The sequence below is a fragment of the Bacillus sp. FSL P4-0334 genome (assembly GCF_038004825.1).
In the GTDB taxonomy this organism is placed as follows: Bacteria; Bacillota; Bacilli; order Bacillales; family Bacillaceae; genus Bacillus; species Bacillus velezensis.
In genome coordinates, this window is sequence record NZ_JBBORX010000001.1 from 3155587 (window position 1) to 3179461 (window position 23875).

Sequence of the window (23875 nt, forward strand, 5' to 3'; positions counted from 1 at the left end):
TAATGCTTTTCCCTAAAAGTTCAATTGAATAGAATCAAGCGCGTTCTCTTCTTCCTCATTGCTGCCGCTCAATCCGATATGTTCGATTAGAATGCTTGGCTGTTCCAAAATCGCCGATAGGATGTGTAAGTAGTCGTTTGATAAAACCTCGATTCTGCTTTTCTTAAACAGTTTTTTCGAATATTCAAACAGTCCGTAATAGTTGTCGCGGTCCGCCTGAATCGACAAGGTCAAATCGAATTTGGCAACTGAATGATGAAATGGATACGGCTTGATTTGAAGGGAATCGAAAGTCAATTCAGCATGATCAAGATTTTGCAGCACAAACATCGTATCGAATAAAGGATTGCGGCTTGAATCTTTTGGAAGATGCAGATGCTGAATTAATTCTTCCAATGGATAGTCTTGATTTTTATAGGCGTTCAGCATGTTTTCTTTTACATCATTTAAGTAGGCATCAAATGTTTTACGGCCCGCCGGGTGATTGCGAATGACTAACGTATTGACGAACATTCCCACGACCGGCTCTACATCTAAATGAGTCCGCCCGGCAGACGGCGTTCCTACGATAATATCTTCTTGTCCGCTGTATTTGGATAAAAGAATCGTATAGGCTGCCAATAAAATCATATACAGTGTTGCTCCTGTGTCTTCTTCCATTTGGCTTAAACGCTGTTTCAAGTGTTCGGGTATAAGAAATTCAAATGATTCGCCTTCGTAATCGCGTATGGCAGGTCGCTCATAATCCGCAGGCATATCCAGTACAGGAATATCACCGTGAAACTGATCCAGCCAATACGCTTCCTGGTTCTTGATGTTCCGTTTCTGAATGTCCGATTGCTGCCAAACTGCAAAGTCTTTATATTGAATAGAGAGCGGGTCCGGTTCGTTCCCCTCGTAGATTCGGCTTAAATCTTTCATCAGAATATTGACGGACACGCCGTCAGAAATGATATGATGCATATCCACCACAAGCACGTGCCGCGCAGGTTCAATTTCAATCAGTCCGGCCCGCATCAGCGGCGGTTTGGCTAAGTCAAACGCTTTGATGAAATCAAGCACACGGTCTTCCGCTTCTTCTTCGCTAGCTTGAATTCGTTCTATCGTAAAGTCGACGTTCTGATGAATACGCTGTGCCGGCTCGCCTTCATATAAATCAAAGCTGGTACGCAACGCTTCATGACGCGCGATTAATTTTCGGAAAGCGGCGTTTAACCGTTCGGGATCGATCGTCCCTTCCACATTCATGGCACCCGTCATATTGTAAGTCAGCTCGCCGCCTTCTGTGTGACTTAACAAATACATCCGCCTCTGAGCTGAAGAAACCGGATAATATGGCATTTTCTTTGCAGCCGGAATCGGTACATATCGATTTTTGTCCATGTGTAACGCCTTGTCAGCCAATTGTTCAATGGTAGGAAACTTGAATATGTCTTTGAGAGACAGATTCACATCCAGCTCTTTGTGAATTCTGGCGGCTAAGGCAGCCGCTCGAATGGAGTTGCCTCCGAGATCAAAGAAATTATGTTTGATCCCCGCATGGCTTATTCCGAGCACTTCCTTCCATAAATCTGTCAGTTTGGACTCCGTCTCATTACCCGGCGGAACATATTCAGCTGTCTGCTGCAGACTCGATTCTGGTGCAGGCAGTGCCTTACGGTTTATTTTCCCGTTGGACGTTAACGGCATATGCTCCAGATGGACAAAATAGGACGGAACCATGTAGTCCGGAAGCCCCGATGACAATTGTTCCCTAAGCTGCGCAGCCGCTATAGGCTTGTCGCTTACGTAATACGCGCATAATTGTTTTAAGCCGTCTTGTTCTTCTTTCACTGTAACCGCGGCTTTTTGCACCGCTTCCGCGTTATGCATCGCTGCTTCAATTTCACCAAGCTCGATTCGGTGTCCCCTGATTTTGACTTGTTCATCAACGCGCCCAATATATACAAGATTTCCGTCCTTCAATCGCTTAGCCAAATCCCCTGATTTGTACATCTTCGCTCCCGGGACATACGGGTTTTCAACAAATTTCTCTGCCGTTAAATCCGGGCGGTTCCAATACCCTCTGGCAACACCCGGTCCGCTGATATATATTTCGCCGATTACCCCGATCGGAACCAGGTTTCTGCTTGCATCGGCCACATAAATATCCGTGTTGGCAGCCGGAGTGCCGATCGGTACAAATTCCCGCTTGTCCCGTTCTGCGTCGAACTGATAAATCATACATCCGACGACAGCTTCCGTCGGTCCGTATTCATTGAAAATGTCCAGCCGGCCTTTAAACTGCTCGCTGACACTTTTGGCCAGACGGGTGCTTAAATTTTCTCCGCCGACAATCATTTTCCGTATTGCGGTGCCGCCAGCGATATTCATCTCCTTGATGACGTGCAGATGTGCCGGGGTCAATTTAATCATGTCTATTCTTGAGTCCCGCATAATCTCAGAAAGCACAGCGCTTTTGTCTTCGCCGTCAAAGACAATGATGGTATTTCCCGTAACCAGCGGTGTAAATATCGAGGTCACAGTCAGATCGAAAGAGATGGAAGAGTATAATGGAAAGTTGGTTTTCTCACCTCTTACATAAACCTCTTTCGCCCACCAAATATAATCAGCCAGCCCCTGATGCTCAATGAGTACACCTTTTGGATTTCCCGTGGAACCTGACGTATAGATCATGTAGGCCAAATCATGCGCATCGCTGTCCGATTCAAGATTCGAGTGCTCCTCATGGTATGAGTTTTCCTCATCCAAAAGCACAACGTCACCATCATACGGTAATTGATCCAGCAGGCTGCGCTGTGTCAACACAACCTCCGCTCTTGAATCTCTCAGCATATATTGGATCCGATCTTCCGGATATTCAGGATCAATGGGCACGTATGCGCCGCCGGCTTTCAGAACAGCCAAAATTCCGACAATCAGCTCGATCCGATGCGGGCAGATGATGGCAACGAATTGATCCGCTTGTACGCCTTTTGTCCGTAACGTCCGCGCCAATCGGTTCGCCCGTTCATTGAGCTGTCTGTACGTATACCGCTCATTGCCAAAAATAACGGCTTCATGATCGGGACTCTGTTCAGCCTGCATTTCAAACCACCGATATACCGTTTCCTTATGCGGATACGGCGTCTTTGTGCCATTACACTCCGTCAGCAGTTGATGCCGTTCGGTTTCAGACAGCATAGGAACGGAAGACAATGTCATCTCCGGCTGCTCAACAAGGCTGTTTAAAATGGCGGTATAGTGTCTGGTAATCTGTTCAATGGTGTCTTTTGTGAATTGTCCCGGTTTATAATCAAAATGCATCTCTATCTGTTGACCGGCATCTTCGATCGTGAGCATCAAATCATACAAAGAGACTCCTGGATTTCGTTCTTTCACTTTAAATGTACATTCATTGTGCCGGATTTCATGAAATTCAATGTTTTGAAACACAAACATCGTGTTAAACAAAGACTTTCCGGTTGTTTCCCGCTGCACATTTAATTTCTCCACAAGCCGGTCGAATGGATAGTCTTGGTTTTCGAAAGCGTCAAGCGTCTGCCGCTTTACTTCTTCCAGATAATCCGTAAACGTTCCATTGGCGTGCGGCTTCGTCCGGATTCCGATGGTTTGTATGAAAATACCGATGATCTTTTCGATATCCGGATGATTTCTTCCTGATGCAGGCGTGCCAACGACAATGTCTTCTTGTCCCGTATATTTATGAAGCAGCACATTATAGGCGGCCAGAAGCACTGTATAGAGAGTCGTTTCCGCCTTTTGCGCCAAGTCTTGAAGCGAACGGATGACATCCGGCTGTAAGGAGCATGTCACACGCTGTCCCTCAGAAGACCGTTCTGCCGCTTTTGAACCGTCTGTCGGCAGGTCAAGGATGGGAATTTCGTCTTGAAATTGTTCCAGCCAATATGTCTCCTGCCGCTTCATGGCATCGTCATTCAGCCGTTGGTTTTGCCATTCTGCGAAATCTTTATATTCAAATTCAATGTCCGGTAATGGTTTCTGATGATATAAAGCCAGCAATTCATTTGTAAGGATGTTGACGGAATAACCGTCCGAAATGATATGATGCATATCGATGAGCAGTTCGGCCTGCTCGTTTTCAATCTTGATCAGCTCCGCACGAACTAACGGAGCTTGATCAAGGCGGAACGGTTTTACAAACCGGTCTGAATAGGCATCAAATTCGTCCCGGCTCATTGTCCGGACATGAACGTTAAAATCAACTTCGTTCTCAAGTTTCTGAACGATATCGCCATCTATAATGTCGAAATACGTGCGAAACGCTTCGTGCCGCTGCATCACTTGTTGAAGAGATGAGATCAGGGCTTGCTCATCGTACTTCCCTGTTATTGATATGTGGCCGAACATATTTTGCGCCAGCTGATCCGGTTCTAGTTGGTGCAGGAAATATACTCTTTGCTGTGCCGGCGATGTCGGGTAATACGCTTTTTTCTCGGCAGCCTTCATCGGGAGGTGCACGACTTTCGTTTCGTTCTGAATGAAACGTGCTAATTCCTTAACAGTCTGGTGATTGAAAAATTGTCCGATGGAAACCTTTTGATGAAATGTCTTCTGAACTTTGGAAAGCATAAGCGTTGCCTGGAGTGAGTTTCCCCCCAGAGCCAGGAAGCGATCTGATCTGCCAACCCGTTCAAGGCCGAAAAGTTCCTCCCAAATCCGCGCCAGCTGCCGTTCCGTTTCATTTACCGGCGCCTCATAGGCTTCAGTAAAATTTGCCGTATTGCTTCCTATCGAAGAGATCCGCTTCTGGTGTTCGGCGTAAAGTGCTTGTAAATCATGCTGTTCTTCATCGGAAAACATCATCATGGCGTCAAGAGGGATTGAATCTCCCTCAACCATTTTTTGCAGCAATGTTGTAAAACCCGCTCCCCACTTTTTCATGATTTCCGGACTGATGACGTTCGTATTAAAGTCGAAATCAAGAACATATTCTTGATGCGCGTCTGTTATGTTCAGAAATAAATCGTACAGGGTGCATTTTACCGGGTATGCAACGGGCTCCGCTTCAGCCTTTCCGAAATGCAGTTTTCGAAAAGGCCTGTCTAAATTAAAGATAATACGCATATCCGGCACTTGATCGTGCGGAAGCTCTCTGGCCACCAGTGTCATCGGGACGGCTTGGTGCCGCATTGCAAGATTCACGCTTTCTTTCATACTGCCAAGATAACCGGATAAAGTGCTTTCTGAAGAAGACGTGTTCTTCACCGGAATCATATTGACGCAATTTCCAATCAGATCATGCTGTTTCATATGCGATTGACCTGCTGCGGGGACCCCAATCACAAGGCCTGACAGTTTGGTAAGCCGGTGCAGAAAAAGATGAAATGCACCCAGCATCGTCACAAATACGCTATTTTTCATCTGAATGCTTAATGACCTTAAAGCCTCGCTCAATGGCCGTCCAAGCCTGACGGTACACCGGTCTCCCTCATACCCGTTCGGATAACGGACAGAAGCTGTGCTTGGCAGAATTGGCTGCTGTATCGGTTCAGAGAAATGACGCCGCCAATAACGGACCCCTTCTTCATAATGGCCGCTGTCAATCTGTGCCTGCTGCCAGTCTAAGTATTGGCGAAACGAAACATCTGCCTCTTTCGGTGAAATCGGTTTTCCTTGTACTATTGCCGCGTAGTTGCTCTCCAGTTCTTGAACAAAAACGGCGATTGACCATCCATCGGCAATGATATGATGGAACGTGAGCACAATCAGATGTTCATTGTGAGCCGATGTAAGCACATGGATTCTAAACAAAGGCTTTTGTTCATGGAAATGAAACGGCCGCTTGGCATCTTCTGTCAGCCATTTTTGGATTTCCGGCTCCCGATGTTCATGCGGGTGACCGGTAAAATCAATGACAGGTATATCTATATTCATCCGTTCCAGCACTTGCTGTACCTCGTCATCGGGATGAATCACCGTACGTAAAGCTTCATGACGGTCAACGATATGCCGGACGGCTTGTTTTAATGATGTATACTGCAGTTCGCCCTTCACTTTCAGCATAATGGACTGGTTTAAAGCGGCGGAAGCTTCATTCCCGTAATGGGATGCCATAACCAACTGCTTTTGTTCAGGTGAAAGCTCGCGCGTCCCGGACTTTTTACGGCCTCCGCCATCAGGGGAATCCGGGCCTTCCGGAATAAATCCGCCTCGGCGAAGATCCTCCACCGTGTCTTTCACCGCTTGAATAATATTTTCGATATCATCCGCGGTATGCGCCGCAGACAAGAAGCAGTTGCGTCCCTCCCACACATAGACCCCTTTATAGTTGAGATGGTAAAAGAACAAGTCATTATCAAGCGATGAGACAAACCGGAATAAAGAACCGAATCGAACCATGCGGATAGGCACTTGCGCTTGTTCGAAGCAGCGATTCAGCTCATCGACCAGGTAGGCTGTTTTTTGATTAAGCTGCTCATACAGATGCTCTCCTTCGGTTTGTAAATGGCGAAGGACGGCCAATGACATCCTCATGGTAAGCGGGTGAGTATTGAAGGTGCCGGCCACAAACGTGCGTTTCGCCTCGTCTTGCGGGTAGGAATCGTCCCCATACTGCCAGGTACCCCCGTCGATCGCATTCATGAACTCAGCTTTTCCGGCAACTACCCCTAACGGCTGTCCGCCGCCGATGATTTTTCCGTAGGTCACTAAATCAGCCTGAATGCCGAACCATTCCTGTGCGCCGCCAAGACCGATCCGAAATCCGGTAATAATTTCATCCATAATCAGAGCTGTTCCGGATTGCTGCGTGATCGCCCGCAATTCTTTCAAAAATGCCTGCGGCTGCAAATCCGGTCTGCGGCTTTGTACCGGTTCCACCAGTACGGCTGCCAATTCATCACCAAGACTGCGGATCACGTCCAGCGAATCGGGATTGTTGTAATGTAAAATAATCAAATCATCCATAAAGCTCTGCAGTATGCCCGGAGCCAGCGGATTCGCAGACGCAGCCCCGCCTTTTGTGCCGGCAACCCCTAATACGCCGTCAAACGTGCCGTGATAAGATCCCGAGAACGCCACAACTTTCTTTCTTCCTGTTGCCGCCCGCGCCAAACGCAGGGCAACCATAACGGCCTCTGTTCCGGAATTATAGAAAGCGACCCTTTTCACTCCGGTACATGTCCGGATCCGGTCGGCAACTTCACCGGCGACATCTGACATCGGGCCGAGCGGAGGCAATGATGAACGGGTTGAATCATCGATAACCTGTGTAATAAAGGAAGGATGATGCCCGAAAAGGTTAACCCCGAATCCCATGGTGATATCGATATATTCATTTCCGTCAATATCCCACATTTTAGAACCGTCAGAACGTTCGGCGATAATCGGGTATACGATTTCCTTCCAATACGAACGGAAGCTGGACAAATTGCGGTTGTTTGCATGAGCAAATCGGGTGTTGTCCGTATATTGTTTGGAACCTTTCGTTTTATCTGCGTATTTCTTGATGAAGTCTTCTAAGTATTGTTTTTGCCGTGCGGTATAGTGCCCCTGATCATTCAGGTTCTGAGGCTGAAAAGGAACATAGGGTTTCGCTTCTTGAGCCGCTTTCTTTTCTGCAGTGACGGTCGGAGGCCCCTGCTCGACAGAAGGAATTGATTTCTCTTGCGCTTTAGCGTATTCTTTCTCATCGGAATGATGTCCGCTGTTTCTCAACAAATTAAAACTATTTAATTGAGCTTGCAAGGTATCCTGAATTAATTGATTTTGAGATGCGATTATTTTTTCGAGCGTATGCTCTTGATGACCATCTCTGCGATCCGATTCAGGCTGCGCTTCTGAAATGACCTGTTTTTCCTGCGCCGGTACATTCTCTTGAGGCGGAGCGGATGCAAAGGACGATGGAACGGTCTCAGCCAAGTAATCTATGACACTTTGAAGGTTGTTCATCGTATCAAAAAAACGATCCATCGGGATATCTACCCCAAATTCGTCCGCGATGGCTTTTTTGACCTGTGACAGCATGATAGAATCCATTCCGAGCCCGATAAAATGAGCATTCAGATCGAGTTCCTCTCCCCTGATCCCCGAAGCATTGCTGATTACAGTTTTCAGGAAGGATTCAATGTGCGCCTTCGATTGATTGATATTCAATGCCGCTTCTCCTTTCTTTTCGCCCTCGTTTAAGCGCAATTGGTCAGCTTCAGCCCAGCATCGGCTCCGTTCAAACGGATACAGGGGCAATGGCGTCTTTTGTACAGTTTCACCGGAATAAAGCGCGCGCCAATCGATAACGGCTCCTTGCACAAATAATTCGGCTGCGCGATGCAGCCATGTGATCCGTTCATCTTGCGTACGTAAACGCTGCTTAATCAGAGCGGCTGCTTGTTGATTCAGCTCTTCTTTATGAGCAGGCAGCATTTCCTTCATATTCTTGTAACCGATGTATACACCGGGAAGGTTTCTGTCTCCCTGAATCAGGCGGGTCAGCTTATCCGATAGTTCTTGTTTATCGGATACAATCATGGCAATGCCATGATCCAGATGAGCCCTGCCCGTACTGGCTGTATAGCAAATGGACTTTAAGGAAGCTTGGCTGTCATCCGATACATATTGCCGGTACTGCTGTGCGAGTTCATAGAGTGATTTTTCAGTATGAGCGGATAAAACAAATAGGTGCGGCCCATGTTCATCCTCGGGTGCATACTCACTTTGAGAAATATATTCTTCCAGTACCACATGAGCGTTCGTTCCGCTAAAGCCAAATGAGCTGACTCCGCCTCGCAGCGGCTCATCACCGGATGTGAACGCTGCAGCTTCCTGGTTTACGTAAAATGGTGAAGAGTGAAAATGAATGAGCGGATTAGGTTCATTAAAGTGCGCTAACGGCGGATTTTTCTTGTGATTCAGCATGAGGACAGATTTGATCAGCCCGACGATGCCTGCCGCTTCAAACAAATGACCGATGTTCGATTTAACAGAACCAATCGCACAAAATTGTTTTTTTGCCGTATACTTTTCAAACGCTTTACAAAGCCCGTTAAATTCAACCGGATCACCGAGCTTCGTTCCGGTGCCATGCGCTTCGATGAAAGACAGTGTTTCAGGGGCAATGCCCGCGTCTTTCCAGGCCGTCTCAATGACCTCAGTCTGAGCTGCCGGATTCGGTGCTGTAATCCCGGCGGTTGTTCCGTCTTGATTCATCGCGCTTCCCTTGATTACGCCGTAAATATGGTCTCCGTCGCGAACAGCATCCTGCAAAGGTTTTAGCAGGACTGCGGCCGCGCCTTCACCTGTGCCCGTGCCGTCTGAATCTTTGCTGAACGTTTTCGTGTACCCGTCCGAAGATTCCATATCAAGCCCGATACAGATCGGCAAGAGCGATGTTCGGATACCTCCGGCAAGAGCCATTTCACAATCGCCGGACATTAAAGATTTACATGCCATATGAACGGCGGCAAGCGATGAGGAGCATGCCGTATCCACTGTGACCGCCGGCCCTTTTAAATTTAAGAAATAAGCGATTCGGCTGGCTAGCACGGAAGGGAGATTGCCCACGATATATTGATGAAGTTCCTCCGGATAATTCGCAGAAAGGAGACGTTCATAATCGTAGCCCACCTTCGAGTACCCCGCATATACCCCGACACGGCTCCCGTTCATGCTGCCGCCGGCATAGCCCGCATCTTCAATCGCATGCCATGCAGACTGCAAAAACAGTCTTTGGTTAGGGTCCATAAACTGAGCCGCTTTAGGAGCTAAACCGAAGAACGAATAATCAAAGCGGTCGATTTCATCTAAATAGCCGCCCTTCACAAACTGACTCTCATTGAACTCGCTTTGGATGGACTTTAAATAATCCGCCGCATCTTTCAGCCGGGATTCGGGGTATTCTCGAATGCTGTGCTCACCTTTTTCAAGCAGATTCCAAAAATCACTTTTCGTTGACGCTCCCGGGACATTGAGCGACATCCCGATAATGGCGATATCTTTCGGTGTCACATGGCTTGGTTTCGCTGCCGCGTCCTGCTTGATTTCAGCCCGGCTTTCAGACAGATATACCGCTAAATCAGTGATAGAAGGATACGTAAAGAGATCTGAAACGGCAAGCTCGCGTCCGAATTTCTGTTCTATGCGCTCGGCAATCTGCGATAATTGTAATGAATTTGCTCCCATATCAAAATAACTGTCAGCGAGGTGAACCTTTTTTCCATCGAGCACTTCGGAAAAGATAGACATTAATTCCGTTTCAATTTCATGAATGGGAGTCTGTCCGGATGTTTTCGAGCTGCTCTCCAAACATTCATTGATAGCGGCAGACTCTGTTGAAAAATTCCCTGCCTCATACTGTCTGGCAAGTTCGTAGCGTTTAACCTTTCCGCTGGTTGTTTTAGGGAGTTTTCGGATCGGAAGGACTTCTTTTATGCTCCAGCCGCCCCGCTTGTACAAATGTTTTTTTATCTCTTTGACAAGCGGTGCGAATTTTTCAGGTGATTTTTTGTAAACAACAAAGAGCACGATTTCTCCGCTTTGTGTCTTTTGATCATATACACCGCAGGCGGCAACCCTACCTAAGTCAACCTCTTGCATTTCAATCGCGACCCGTTCAATATCGTGCGGATAGATATTTTTTCCGTTCACGAAAATAATGTCCTTTTCTCTTCCGGTTACGACTAAGTTACCACTTTCACTAATGAATCCGAGGTCTCCCGTTTTTACCCAGCCGTCAGAAGTCAGCGCTTTTTCCGTACTCTCTGGGTTGTTATAATACCCTTGCGTCACATTGTCTCCTTTGATGTGGATATGGCCGATGATTCCGTCTTCTACTCTTTCATTTGTTTCATCGGAGATCCGAAGCTGACAATAGTCAATAGGTTGTCCCACCTCGACGAATGAAGCGCAATTTTGATCCTCTTTGCTGACTTTTACAGCTCTTTCACCAAGATTTAAATAGTCACGATGCAAATAAACGGGAACGAATTCTTTACCTATTTTAGAGAACGCTGCGCCAACCGAAGCTTCCGCTAAACCGTAAACATTCAAAATGGCGGATCTTTTCAGATTGAATGCTGCGCATCTTTTCAAAAATTCGTCACACAGCTCCGGCAATATCGGTTCTGCACCGTTTGCGATGACCTTGATGTGGGATAAATCCCAGTCTGGTTCGTTTTTGAGAAATTTAAGGAAGTAGTTGTACCCGAAATTAGGAGATGATAGAATACTGGCTTTGTGTTCATGAGCTTTTTTCATCCAAAGAATAGGTCTGCGAATAAATAACTCTGTAGGCATTAGATTTTGATTGATTCCGGTTATGAAGGGAACAAGGTGGCAGGCGATGAGCCCCATATCATGCGTTAAAGGCATCCATGATAAGAAAGAGTCTTTCGAATGAACGTGTAGGGCATTCCCAATGGCGCACGTGTTATGTATTAAGTTGTGATGCGTTAACATGACTCCTTTTGGATCTCCTGTCGATCCGGAAGAAAATTGGATAAAGGCGAGTTCATCCGCATCAGGTTCATAAAACGAAGCGGGGTAATCGTAGATTTGATCTTGAATGACGTCAGATTTTTCGTTTAATTGATGATGGAAATCCTGTAAATCGTGTTCTGCAGCGTATTTCTTTATTTTGTCCAATACTTTTTCAGAGGCAATCAGAAACGGATGATTTAATATATTCCAAATGCGCCAGACCTTCAGTTTATGGTCATCATCTTCTCCGATACTGACCGGAACCGGGATCATTCCTCCTAATATACAAGCCCAAAAAGCAACGACAAATGATTTGTTTTCTTGGATTTGAAATACAATTTCCTGCTTCGGCTTAATGCCGAGATGCTGTAAATAGCCAAGATACCCTTGCGCCTCTTCAAACAATTGGCGATAAGAGACAACCGTCTCGTTTTTATCGGATTCGATAAAACGGATCCCGCGATCAGAGATATTGCTTCTTTCCCGAATGACGTCTACTAAGGTTTGGAATTGACTGGTATACATAGGTCCCCTCCTGGGCGCTTTATTTTAAAATCCGCAATTCTTCCCAAGCCGGAAGCTGTTTAGCTTCACAAATTAATTTGCATAAATGGATCGAATGTTCGAGTTCTTGTTCTGAAAGCACGTCTTCATGCCTTTTCATTCTCTCTTTCAGCTCTTGGATTTGCGTAAATAATGGCGTCGTCATATTGGAATAAGCCGCTGAATCCTTGTTGTAATTTCGCGCTATGACGGATTGAATCATCAATTTATTCAGTTGTTTTTTGCGTAAATGGACAATATGTTTCTTTCTTTCCGCTGAATTGGAAAGCGGGGGAACATCAGATGTCTGTCCTAAGGGATAAGGTACAATGTGATTCGTTGTTTTTCTCAGCAGACCGGCTAAGACATTGTTCGGACCCATTTCGATGACTTCTGTGACTCCATGTAAAAGCAAGTAATGCATCGATTCTGTCCATCTAACCGGCATCGTCATGTGCTGCTTGAGATGTTCGCTGATCGAATTTCCGCTGCTGTAAGGGCGCGCGGTGACATTTGAAATGATCGGCCATGCGGCATCCCGGAAGGAATACCGGTGTAATACAGTCTGGAATTGTTCGGAGGCTGATCGTATCATCGAACTGTGAAAAGGCGCACTAACATTCAAATAAGTGTATGCCGCACCCTTTTCCTCCGCCATCTTGATGACACGTTCCACAGCTTGCCGGTGTCCGGAAATCACATGCTGCTGTTCTGAATTCATGCAGGCTACACCTGCCGGAAAGTCTTCCGTCGACACTTTCGAACATATTTCCTGCAACGTTTGAAGAGAGAGGTGAGTCACGGCGGCCATCGCCCCCTGCTGCTGGGGATCTGCATTTTGCATAAGAATTCCCCGCTCCCTTACAAGTGTAACGGCATCCCGAAAAGAAAGGGCGCCGGCACAGACAAGCGCTGAATATTCGCCTAAGCTATGGCCTGCCAGGAAGCGGGGCTTCACCCCTATTTCCTGCATATACACTTGAAAAGCAATCACACTGACCGTTAAAATAGCGGGCTGCGCGTTCATTGTCTTTGTCAATTCATTCATATCTCCGTTAAAACACAGTTTTTTTACATCCAAGGAGATCGCATCGCTCGCTTCTTCAAACAATCTCTTTGCGAGCACAAAATCATTCCAAAATTGTTTGCCCATTCCTACAAATTGAGACCCTTGTCCAGGAAATAAAAAGGCAAGATTGTTCATGAGATTCCTCCGATCATATTGAACAGGGGATACAATATCCTACAAAATATCCCTTTATCTAACATCCTAGCATGATTATAACAAATGTGTATAGAATACTTTCGGAGGAGTTATTGTTCGTTTTCACAAACGAATTAGATATATTTATTCATAAAATAAAACATGGGGGTTTCACCGAAAATCAGTCTTAAAGAGAGATGATGAAAGCCGGGGTGGAGCCTGTTACCGGCTCTTCTTCACTTCGGACACGCTCTTCATGTTTCATATGTTTTAGGGCTATTGGCATTATTGTGTCAGAAATTACATATTTTCTGTTTATTGTAAAAAATCATTTGTATATCTGTGAAGGATTGTAAACTGATTGCGCTTGTTTATAAATGTGGCGCAAGAGATGGATCTGGATGGGGAAAATCCGCAAGGACGAAATACGCCGCAGAACATGCGAATGACCCTGCCCGGATACCGATTGACGCAGTAAATCGGCCTATTGAGTGAGCAAGGTTTTCAGGCATAAAAAAACAGCCGTTCAGAGCGGCTGTTTTTTTAAAAAGTATAAGAACTATTGAGCGGTATACCCGCCATCCATGACTACGGCCTGACCTGTGACCCCTTTTGCTTTGTCGCTGGCCAAAAATACGGCGTAATCAGCGATTTCCTTCACTGACAGCAGCCGTTTTTGGGGAACGAGCGGAAAGATGACGTCCTCAAGCACCCGTTCGTACGGTACATTCCTTGTTGCGGAAATGTCCTTTAACTGATTGCGGACAAGCTGAGTGTCCACATATCCCGGACAAAGTGCATTGACGGTGATGCCGTCAGCCGCGCCTTCAAGTGCGCCGACTTTCGTTAAACCGATGACGCCGTGCTTGGCGCTGTTATATGCCGCTTTCCCGTGAAAACCGATCAGTCCGTTGACAGACGCCATATTAATGATTCGACCGAATTGCTGTTTTTTCATAATGGGAAATGCATGCTTCATTGCGATAAATGGCGCAGTCAGCATGAGACGAATGAGCCGTTCAAACTGTTCGGTGGGAAATTCCTCGATGGGCGCGACATGCTGAATGCCCGCATTATTCACAAGGACATCGAGACGTCCGAATTGTTTCTCGACCGTCTGGAGCATGTCGGCCACTTGCTTTTCATTTGTTACATCGCATGTGATGCTGACTGCTTCACAGCCTTCATCTGTCAGTCTTGCCGCCGCTTCTTTCCCCGCTTGTTCGTTTACATCAGAGATGATGACGGCTGCTCCTTCACGGGCGAATTCTTTTGCGATTTCGAGCCCGATTCCTCCTGCTGCACCTGTTACAACGGCTGTTTTTTCAATAAGCAATGAATGCATGACGGCACCTCCTCATTTTGGTCTGATCCCGTTTTTTAACGACTGGCTGACAGTAAAATGACCTTCTGTTTTCTCAAAGACCTCCTCCATTGTTACACCTTCCTGCAGTTCGGTGAGCGTCATACGGCCATCATGAAAATCGAATACAGCCAAATCTGTGATCAGCCGATCGACCACCTGCCTGCCGGTTAAAGGCAGCGTACATTCCGTTCTCACTTTAGATTCCCCATATTTATTAACGTGCTCCATAATGACAATAATCCGTTTTGCTCCGTGAACTAGGTCCATTGCGCCGCCCATTCCTTTGATCATTTTTCCGGGGATCATCCAGTTCGCCAAATCTCCCCGTTCGGACACTTCCATCCCGCCGAGGATCGCTACATCAATGTGGCCGCCGCGAATCATGGCAAAGGATTCGGCACTGTCAAAATACGAGGCTCCCTTTACTTCGGTGATGGTTTCTTTTCCCGCGTTGATCAGATCGGGGTCCTCCGTTCCTTCCGCCGGATAAGGCCCGATCCCGAGCAAGCCGTTTTCAGACTGAAGCAGGACGTTATAATCATTCGGTATCTCATTGGCTACAAGCGTCGGCATCCCTATCCCCAAGTTCACATTCATTCCGTCCTTAATTTCCTTTACAGCCCGTTTGATCATTCGTTTTCTGCTATCTCTCATTCTGTCAGCCTCCTTTATCATGCTTGACGGACGGTGCGGCGTTCAATCCGTTTTTCATGAATCCCGCCGAGCAGCACGTGCTGCACAAAAATACCCGGCGTATGAATTTGATCCGGATCAAGCTCTCCGGCATCGACGATTTCTTCAGCCTCTGCAATCGTCACTTTGCCTGCCATTGCAGCGAGCGGATTGAAATTTCTCGCCGTCTTTCTGAACATCAGGTTGCCCAGAGGATCGGCTTTCCAGGCCTTTACGATGGCGGCGTTCCCTGTAATCCCTTTCTCCAGAAGATAGGTGCGTCCGTCAAATGTCTTATGTTCTTTTCCCTCGGCTACTGATGTTCCGACGCCCGCAGGTGTGTAAAACGCCGGAATGCCCGCCCCTCCCGCGCGAATTCTTTCTGCGAGCGTTCCTTGGGGCACCAATTCGACTTCCAGCTCCCCGCTTAAAAACTGCCGTTCAAAGGTTTTGTTTTCTCCCACATAGGATGCGACCATTTTTTTGATCTGCCGGTTTGCAAGCAAGAGGCCTAACCCCCAATCATCAACACCGCAGTTATTACTGACAACGGTCAAGTTTTTTACGCCGCTGTCCCTGATCGCGAGAATTAATTGTTCCGGAATGCCGCACAGGCCGAAGCCTCCTGCGATGAGGGTGTCTCCGTCCTTGATCAGTGCAGCAGCATCTTGATAAGAGTCCATCACTTTTCCTTTTCCCATATTCGTTTCCCCTTTCTGTTTTGGCTACACAAGGCCCGTCAGACTGTAAATGGCGATGATGACAAACACAGCGGCTGTTTTAATGACGGTAATGGCAAAGATATCCCTGTAGGATTGGCGGTGGGTCAACCCAGTGACCGCGAGCAGCGTAATGACGGCGCCATTATGCGGAAGAGTGTCCATCCCGCCGGAGGCCATCGAGATCACCCGGTGCATGACCTCCGGCGGGATGTGGAATGTATTGATTGCTTCTGTATACGCTGCTGACATCGTGCTTAAAGCGATGCCCATTCCTCCTGATGCCGATCCTGTAATCCCGGCAAGCGCAGTGGTCGTCACCGCTCCGTTGACGAGCGGATCAGTAAACGTCTGCGATATGCCGCTGCTGACCATTTTAAAGCCGGGAAGCGCCGCAATGATCCCGCCAAATCCGTATTCGGCTCCTGTATTCATCGACGCCAGCAAGGCGCCCCCGATACCCTCATTCAGTCCCTCTTTCAAATTGAAGAGGACTTTTTTCCAATCGAACAAAATCGTTGTCATGATTCCGATGAACAGTGCGAGTTCTACTGACCAGATCGCAGTGACGGAGGAAAGGTCAATCTTCCCGAACGCTTCTAGCCCGAGCGGCGCAAAATCAAATCCGTCAGGGTACCAATGCGGGAGCCACATCGTGAAGCATTTGTTCATGACTCCCACAAGGATAAGCGGAACAAAGGCGAGCACTTGCCGCGCGGGGCTGGGTTGCGGTAAAACAGGCGTATGTGTTTCATTAGCCAGACTAGAGGATTCCTCTGCAGCGGAAACTTCAGATTGAAATCCAGCATAGCCTTCTCCGGCATTGGCCGCTTTTTTGCGCCGGGATTCTAAATAAATCATTCCGGCCGTAAGCACAAATGCTGCACCAATCAGTCCGAGCCAGGGAGCGGCATAAATGTTTGTTTTAAAAAAAGCGGTCGGAATGACATTTTGAATTTGCGGTGTGCCGGGAAGCGCATCCATTGTAAATGTAAAGGCGCCCAATGCAATCGTACCGGGTATCAGACGCTTGGGAATATCAGCTTTAATAAATAGGTTTTTAGCAAACGGATAAATGGCAAACACCGCTACGAAGAGACTGACGCCGCTGTACGTTAAAATCGCACCCATTAAGACGATGGCGAGAATGGCTCTTTTTGCTCCCACAAGTCTGACGATTGTTTTTGCAATCGACTCAGCGAGCCCGGATATTTCAACAACCTTGCCAAAAACGGCCCCTAAAAGAAATACGGGAAAATACAGCTTAATAAATCCTACCATCTTCTCCATAAATATATTCGAGAAGAAAGGAAGTACGAAGCTTGGATCTGTCAGGAGCACGGCAAACAGCGCGCAAATCGGGGCGAATAAAATGACTGAAAAGCCCCGGTAAGCCGCAAACATCAGCATGCCTAATGCCAATAAAATAATAACAATGTCCACAAATCCCCCTCTTTTCTGCTTAATATTAGTAAGCGCTTACAAAAAATCGAGAAAATAAAGCAAAAAACATGCCGGTTTTGCACAGTTTCTGAGGCTGAAAAAATGTGCATCATGATGAATGTTCCGTTTTGGCGAAAGAAAGGGAGACTCTTGCTGTATTAGATTGATTGGCTGAGCAGTGAGTTTTTTTAGGGATAGTGAGATGGATCAGAGAGGATTTTTGCTTTATAAATATGTATTCTTTTTTCTTTCATTTATTTCCTGCAAGAGGAACCGATAAAATCCGGCCCTCCTGCATGGTCATTCAGCCAATGACAACCGGAAGCTCTTTGAGCGACCTAAAACCAATGAGCTTGCGGTATTCAAGGCGGTGTGCAGCCAGCCGAAGCTTAGGTATCCGCTCAAACAGTGTGAGAATTGCAATTTGTGCTTCGATGCGCGCTAATGAGGAGCCTATGCAAAAATGGGCGTTCTTTCCGAATGCAAGATGCGGATTCGGTTTTCTTTGGATATCCATTTTGTGAGGTTGATCGAATATGCTTGGATCGCGATTGGCTGCCCCTAAAAGGATATATACCTGCTCTCCTTTTTTTATGGTCTTCCCATTTATTTCACAGTCTTCTGAAGCGGTGCGTGCCGTCAGCTGCGCGGGGCTGTCGTAGCGCAGACATTCCTCAACTGCAGTTTCAATAAGCGAGGGGTTTTCTCTCAGTGCGCTAAGCTGTTCAGGGTGTTTCAATAAAGTAAACACACCGTTGCTTATGAGGTTTACCGTCGTCTCGTGTCCGGCTATGACAAGTAAGATACATGTCGCGAGCACTTCCTCTTTTGAAAGCTGTTCCTCCATAATAAACCTGCTGATCAAGTCTTGTTGAGGGTGCGCTTCCCGCTTGTGAATCAAATCTCTGAAATATGACGTCAGCCTGCCTGCGGTGTCGCTTGCTCTGACTAACGTCTTTCTTGATCGGGTAAGATCAATGGCCTGAATGACGTCTGCCGTCCATTGTCTGAATTGATATCTCTCCTCTTTCGGCACTCCGAGTATCTCCGCAATGATAAGGCTTGCCAATGGAAAGGCAAACTCTGAAACAAGGTCCGCGGTTTTTTTGATTTGGACTTGATCCAACAAGTCATGAACCGTTTCTTTTATACAAGGGCGAAGTGATTCCGCCGTCTTTGCGGTAAATTCTTTACCGATAAGCATCCGCATCCGCTTATGGTCTGATTGATTTTTAAATAACAGCATATCGTGCTGGATATGCGATAGATTTTGATATTTCGTTGAAGCTTCCGGAAGAGGAATGCGGTTTTTAAACCGAATGTCTTTCAGAATCGCTGCCGCTTCTTTGTACCCGGTGACATACCAGCCCGGATATTTTAATACGGTTCCTTTATAAACAGGATCAATGGATCGCAGTTTGTCATAAAACGGGTAAGGGTCATTCCAAAAACCCGAATCCGCATGGAGAGACGGATGTGCAATCGATAGGTCCGCCGTCATCTTATACCTCCGTATTGCAGGCGGATTGCAGGCCGGCTTTCATTTCTTCAACGGATTCGACTTCAAAACCTAAATCATGGAGCATTTGATGATCCTCTGTTTCTTGCTGCCCTGCTGTCGTTAAGTAATCTCCGACGAAAATCGAATTTGCGGCGTAAAGTCCCAGCGGCTGCAGCGAACGAAGGTTGACTTCCCGGCCTCCTGAGATACGGATTTCTTTTGACGGATTGATAAAACGGAACAAGGCGAGCACTTTCAGGCAATACACCGGATGTAATTCGCTTACCCCTTCTAACGGAGTTCCGTCAATCGCATGCAGAAAATTAACCGGGATGCTGTCGGCGTCAAGCGCTTTTAAGCTGTTCGCCATATCAATGACGTCCTGTTTCGTCTCTTTCATGCCGACGATGACACCAGAACAAGGTGACATCCCCGATTGTTTCGCCGTTTCCACTGTATTGACCCTGTCGTCATACGTGTGGGAGGTCGTAATGTTTGAGTGATTTCTTTGTGATGTATTGATGTTATGATTGTACCGGTCTACTCCTGCCTGTTTCAGCCGCTCTGCCTGTTCCGGCTTCAGCAGACCGAGGCATGCGCAGATTTTTAAACCGTACGTTTCTTTAATTTCTTTGACAGCATCAACAACTTGATCCACTTCTCTGTTTGACGGTCCCCGGCCGCTGGCGACGATACAGTATGTCCCTATATTCAGGTCGTGGGCGCGTTTTGCCCCTTTAAGCAATATATGCTTATCCACCATCCGGTAAGACTCAATCGGCGCTTTTGATATTGAAGATTGTGAACAGTACCCGCAATTTTCCGGACACAGGCCTGATTTTGCATTCATAATCATATTCAGCTTTACTTTTTTTCCGTAAAATCGTTTTCTGATATGAAAAGCGGCATGCATCAGCAATAAAAGATCCTCATCAGGACAATTTAAAATGGCCAGCGCTTCTTGATTCGTTACTTCCGCCCCGTCCAGCACTCTCTCTGCAAGATCCATCCATTGATTCATGTTTATCTCCCCATTTGTGTCAGATTCATGAAAGAGGAAACATCTATATGTTTCTCAATCATGTGTTGAATGTTTTCCGATGAAACGTGATCCAGCTTCGGTGTGATTCCCAAAATCGGAACTTTGCATAATGTTTCAATCATGCTCGGGTTTGTCTTTTCGTCCAGCCCCGGCCTGCTCCTTACGCCGTTGATAATAATGCCGAGAACCTCTATCCCCATGTTTTTCGCATATTCAACGGTTAAATATGTGTGGTTGATGGTTCCGAGATCAGGCCTGGCCACAATCACCGCCGGCAATTCCATGGCTTTTATCAGATCACTGACTAAATAATTTTCACCAAGCGGGACGGAAATGCCGCCTGCCCCCTCAACGATGAAACACTCATGACGATTTTTGATCTTACTCCAGTGGGCCATGACATCCGCCATGCTCACGGATTTCCCCTCAAGCATGGCGGCCGTGTACGGGGCAAGCGGCTCTTTCCATTCAAATGGCGTGATTTCTTCATGAGACAGTGCGGTTTGTGACATGTCTTTCAACAGCGAGGTGTCACTTTCCGGATGAGTCCGAGGCACGCCGCTTAAAAACGGCTTAAACACTCCGATATCCGCCTGTTTCTGCCGGAATGCCGCGGCAAGTCCGCAAGAAACGATGGTTTTTCCGACGCCGGTATCTGTTCCTGTGACAAAAAAACTTCTCATTTGTTTATATTCAGCTCTTTTCTAATGGAAGCAAATGCTTCTGTCAGCTCGTCTATATCCTGTAAGCTGCGATCCGCCGTAACGGTCAGCCTGATTCTGCTTTCGCCTTCCGGAACGGCGGGCGGGCGGATGGCCGGGGCGCAGATTCCCTTTTTCTCCAGCAGTGCAGAGGCTGAAACCGCTGTTTTTGCATCACCGATGATAACGGGGATAATCGGTGTATCTCCGCCTCTTACGGTAAAGCCCATATCGGCCAGACGCGTTTTTATCATTTTGACAGACGACTGCAGCTCACGGCGCGTATCGTGCATATCTGATATGATGTCAAATGCCGTATGCGAAGCCGCACAAATTGACGGCGGGAGGGCCGTCTGAAAAATAAACGTCCGCGCCTGATTCAGCAAAAAATCAATGAAAATGTTTGATCCCGCGGCAAAACCGCCTTCCGTTCCTACAGCTTTGCTTAATGTGCCGATGATAACATCAGGACAAACACCGAAATAGTCACTGGTTCCCCCGCCGTTTTCCCCGAGTACACCGGTTGCATGCGCGTCATCTGCTATCACAAATGCCTGGTACTGCTTTGCAAGCGCCATTATGCGGTCAAGAGGCGCGATGGTGCCGTCCATGCTGAAGACGCCGTCTGTGACGATGAAGCGGCGGTTCCGAGCCTGGACGGAGGCAAGTTTTTTCTCAAGATCAGCCATATCAATATGGCGGTACACGATGGTTTCCGCTTTTGATAAACGGCAGCCGTCAACAATGCTCGCATGGTTCAGTTGATCGCTTAAAATGACATCGCCTTGTTGAGGCAGTGAGGCAAGCACGCCGATATTTGCCAAGTAACCGCTTGAAAACAATAAAGCCGCTTCCGTCTGTTTAAAATCCGCGATTGTGTGTTCAAGTTTTTCGTGCCACACAGTATTTCCTGTCGTTAACCGTGAGCCGCCGCTTCCCGCTCCGAACCGGCTCAGCGCCGTTTGCGCGGCTGTGATCAGCCGCTCATCTTTTGACAGGCCTAAATAGTCATTGGACGCCCAGGTCTGCCGCTTTTGCCCTTTGGTTTTGAGAGCGGTTTCCTGTGTTCGCAGCGTCCGATACAGCCCGTCTCTTTTCACCGCATCGAGCCTTCCGAGGAGCCATCCGTCAAAATCCACGGCCGGTCACCTCGGCTATCGCTTCTTTCATAATGGAGATCATGGCTTGTAACTGATCGGTTGTGCTGGCAAGCGGCGGCAGAAAGGCGATGACGTCTCCGAGCGGCCGTGTCAGCATACCAAGCTCTCTCATTTTCAAGGACACCTTGTATCCCATCCGCTTTTCAGGCGGATAAGGCTGTTTTGTCCCCTTATCCTGCACAAGCTCTATGCCGCACATGAAACCGAGCTGGCGGACATCGCCGACATGAGGAAGCTGCTTCAGATCATGAAGAAATTTCGCTGCCGTTTTTGATTTTTCGGCGACTTGTTCAACGATGCGCTCTGATTCGAATAAACGCAGATTTTCAATTGCCGCAGCACAGCCAAGCTGATTTCCTGTATAGGAATGGCCGTGGAAAAATGTTTTCATTTTGTCGTAGTCATCGTAGAAGGCTTCATAAATGGCTTCTGTGGCAAACGTCACAGCGATCGGCAAATAGCCTCCCGTAATGCCTTTCCCTGCCGCCATCAAGTCCGGCTGGACATTTTCATGCTCACAGGCAAACATTTTTCCGGTGCGGCCGAACCCCGTCGCCACTTCGTCAACGATCATTAACACATCATATGCCGTACACAGCTTTCGTACGCCTGCCAGAAAGCCTTCAGGCATGACGATCATCCCGGATGCGCCTTGCACCATCGATTCGATCGTAAGTGCGGCAATCTCTTCGTGATGCTTAGCAAGCAGCTGTTCGAGCGCGTGAAGGCATTCATCCCGGCACTGTACGGGGTCGCCGCTTTCAGATCTGTATACATACGGAATCGGGGCTTTGTAGCTTTCAAACATCAGCGGGCCGTACACATGGTGGAAGAGTTCAATGGAGCCGACGCTGACGGCTCCGATCGTATCGCCGTGATAGCCGTTCTGCATAGAAATAAACGTCTGTTTCTCGGGTCTCCCTATGTTTTTCCAGTATTGAAAGGCCATTTTCAGAGCGATTTCCATTGCTTCCGCTCCGCTGTCGGAGTAAAAAACGCGTGTCAGCTTTTCCGGTGCGATGCCTGTCAGCATCTCGGAAAGTTCTGTTGCGGGAACGTTCGTCATACCCAGCAAGGTTGAATGAGCGATTTTTTCAAGCTGTTTTTGAATCGCTTCATCCATTTCTTTTTTTCGGTGGCCGTGTACATTGAGCCATACTGAAGAAAAGCCGTCATAATATTCTTTGCCGCTGATGTCTTTCAGCATGATCCCGTTTCCGCTTTCAATGATTAACGGATCTTCATCGTAATCTTTCATTTGTGTGAAAGGCAGCCAAAGATGCTTTTTGCTTTTTTCAATCATTGATTGTTTCATCATTTCTCCTCCTGCTGAATGAATACAGGCTGCTTCTCTAAAAAATGGATACAGCTCTCCGTATCTATGGAGCCATCTGTAAAGAAAATCCGGCAGCCGCTTTCATCTCCGGCATTCTTCATCTTGGCAATCCGCTGATATCCCAGCTTCTTTGCGGCAACGTAGCCTGTTATGTAATCAGGGTCATCCGACCAGCACAATTCAGCAATAATCCCCGGATGTGCGCAAACTTTTGCCGCGATGGCATGTGCTTCTTTTATTCGTGAATGTTCCGGCATGTTGTGAGTAAAAGCCCATTTTTGAAAATCATGTGACGGCCAATCCATTCGGGATACCCGCACACCTCTATTTCCTCTGCCGTCAATGCGTTCTCCTGCCCGGATATCAAACAGGACCGCTCCTCTTGCTTCTGCATATTCCGCAATGTTTTCGTACGCTTTCTCTATCATGTGCGGGGGAATCCCCGCCTTTTGCAGAAGCTTGCGGGCGATTGCTTGTCCTTTTTCCGGCGTGTCTGATTGATGGAAAGCAACCGGCAAAGGGCGGATCGTTTCGATCGGTTCATTAATGCTTTCAAGCTGAATCTGCATAAAATCAGGTATCCCTCTTGAGTGCGAGAAGCCTTTATGTAATAAGCCATCTACCGCTTCCTGTAAACCGCTGTAAGTGATGAGCCGTTCTCCGCCGGAAATGTGTTTTCCGCCCTGCTCATGGGGGGCGTTTCGGGAAGCTCTCATTCTGACGCTGTAATAGGTTTCTTCCCGCATATATTC

General features: G+C 47.3%; 12 protein-coding genes. All 12 read right to left on the reverse strand.

Translation table 11 applies throughout. The features are described 5' to 3' along the window. Positions 1-12: 12 nt before the first annotated feature. The gene (bamA, locus tag NSQ37_RS16005; protein ID WP_341124126.1) at positions 13-11961 is read right to left on the reverse strand and encodes a bacillomycin D hybrid PKS/NRPS BamA; all 11949 of its coding nucleotides are present in this window, start codon (positions 11959-11961) and stop codon (positions 13-15) included. Positions 11962-11980: 19 nt separating this feature from the next. Continuing rightward, positions 11981-13183 carry a bacillomycin D biosynthesis malonyl-CoA transacylase BamD gene (gene bamD, locus NSQ37_RS16010; protein ID WP_253612942.1) on the reverse strand — a complete coding sequence of 401 codons (1203 nt, stop codon included), beginning with the start codon at positions 13181-13183 and terminating at the stop codon, positions 11981-11983. 559 nt (positions 13184-13742) lie between these two features. Continuing rightward, on the reverse strand, positions 13743-14528 hold the full coding sequence (locus NSQ37_RS16015) for a 3-hydroxybutyrate dehydrogenase (protein ID WP_122504043.1): 786 nt from the start codon (positions 14526-14528) through the stop codon (positions 13743-13745). A gap of 12 nt (positions 14529-14540) precedes the next feature. Then, positions 14541-15203, reverse strand: a complete 663-nt coding sequence (locus NSQ37_RS16020) for a CoA transferase subunit B (RefSeq protein ID WP_012117682.1) — start codon at positions 15201-15203, stop codon at positions 14541-14543. Positions 15204-15220: 17 nt separating this feature from the next. Next, complete coding sequence (locus NSQ37_RS16025) at positions 15221-15922, reverse strand: CoA transferase subunit A (RefSeq protein WP_007410135.1); 702 nt, start codon at positions 15920-15922, stop codon at positions 15221-15223. A gap of 24 nt (positions 15923-15946) precedes the next feature. Next, complete coding sequence (locus tag NSQ37_RS16030) at positions 15947-17383, reverse strand: GntP family permease (protein WP_020954028.1); 1437 nt, start codon at positions 17381-17383, stop codon at positions 15947-15949. 304 nt (positions 17384-17687) lie between these two features. Continuing rightward, on the reverse strand, positions 17688-18884 hold the full coding sequence (locus NSQ37_RS16035; RefSeq protein ID WP_253612940.1) for a cytochrome P450: 1197 nt from the start codon (positions 18882-18884) through the stop codon (positions 17688-17690). Between the two features lies 1 nt (position 18885). Continuing rightward, the gene (gene bioB / locus NSQ37_RS16040) at positions 18886-19905 is read right to left on the reverse strand and encodes a biotin synthase BioB (protein WP_007410132.1); all 1020 of its coding nucleotides are present in this window, start codon (positions 19903-19905) and stop codon (positions 18886-18888) included. Positions 19906-19907: 2 nt separating this feature from the next. After that, the gene (gene bioD, locus NSQ37_RS16045) at positions 19908-20609 is read right to left on the reverse strand and encodes a dethiobiotin synthase (protein ID WP_059367361.1); all 702 of its coding nucleotides are present in this window, start codon (positions 20607-20609) and stop codon (positions 19908-19910) included. Beyond that, positions 20606-21766 carry an 8-amino-7-oxononanoate synthase gene (gene bioF / locus NSQ37_RS16050; RefSeq protein WP_085342050.1) on the reverse strand — a complete coding sequence of 387 codons (1161 nt, stop codon included), beginning with the start codon at positions 21764-21766 and terminating at the stop codon, positions 20606-20608. The genes bioD and bioF overlap by 4 nt, the downstream gene beginning before the upstream one ends. Beyond that, the gene (gene bioA / locus NSQ37_RS16055; RefSeq protein WP_085342051.1) at positions 21756-23102 is read right to left on the reverse strand and encodes an adenosylmethionine--8-amino-7-oxononanoate transaminase; all 1347 of its coding nucleotides are present in this window, start codon (positions 23100-23102) and stop codon (positions 21756-21758) included. The genes bioF and bioA overlap by 11 nt, the downstream gene beginning before the upstream one ends. Next, the gene (locus tag NSQ37_RS16060; protein ID WP_132105922.1) at positions 23102-23869 is read right to left on the reverse strand and encodes a 6-carboxyhexanoate--CoA ligase; all 768 of its coding nucleotides are present in this window, start codon (positions 23867-23869) and stop codon (positions 23102-23104) included. Before NSQ37_RS16060 ends, bioA begins: the two co-directional genes overlap by 1 nt. Positions 23870-23875: the final 6 nt, after the last annotated feature.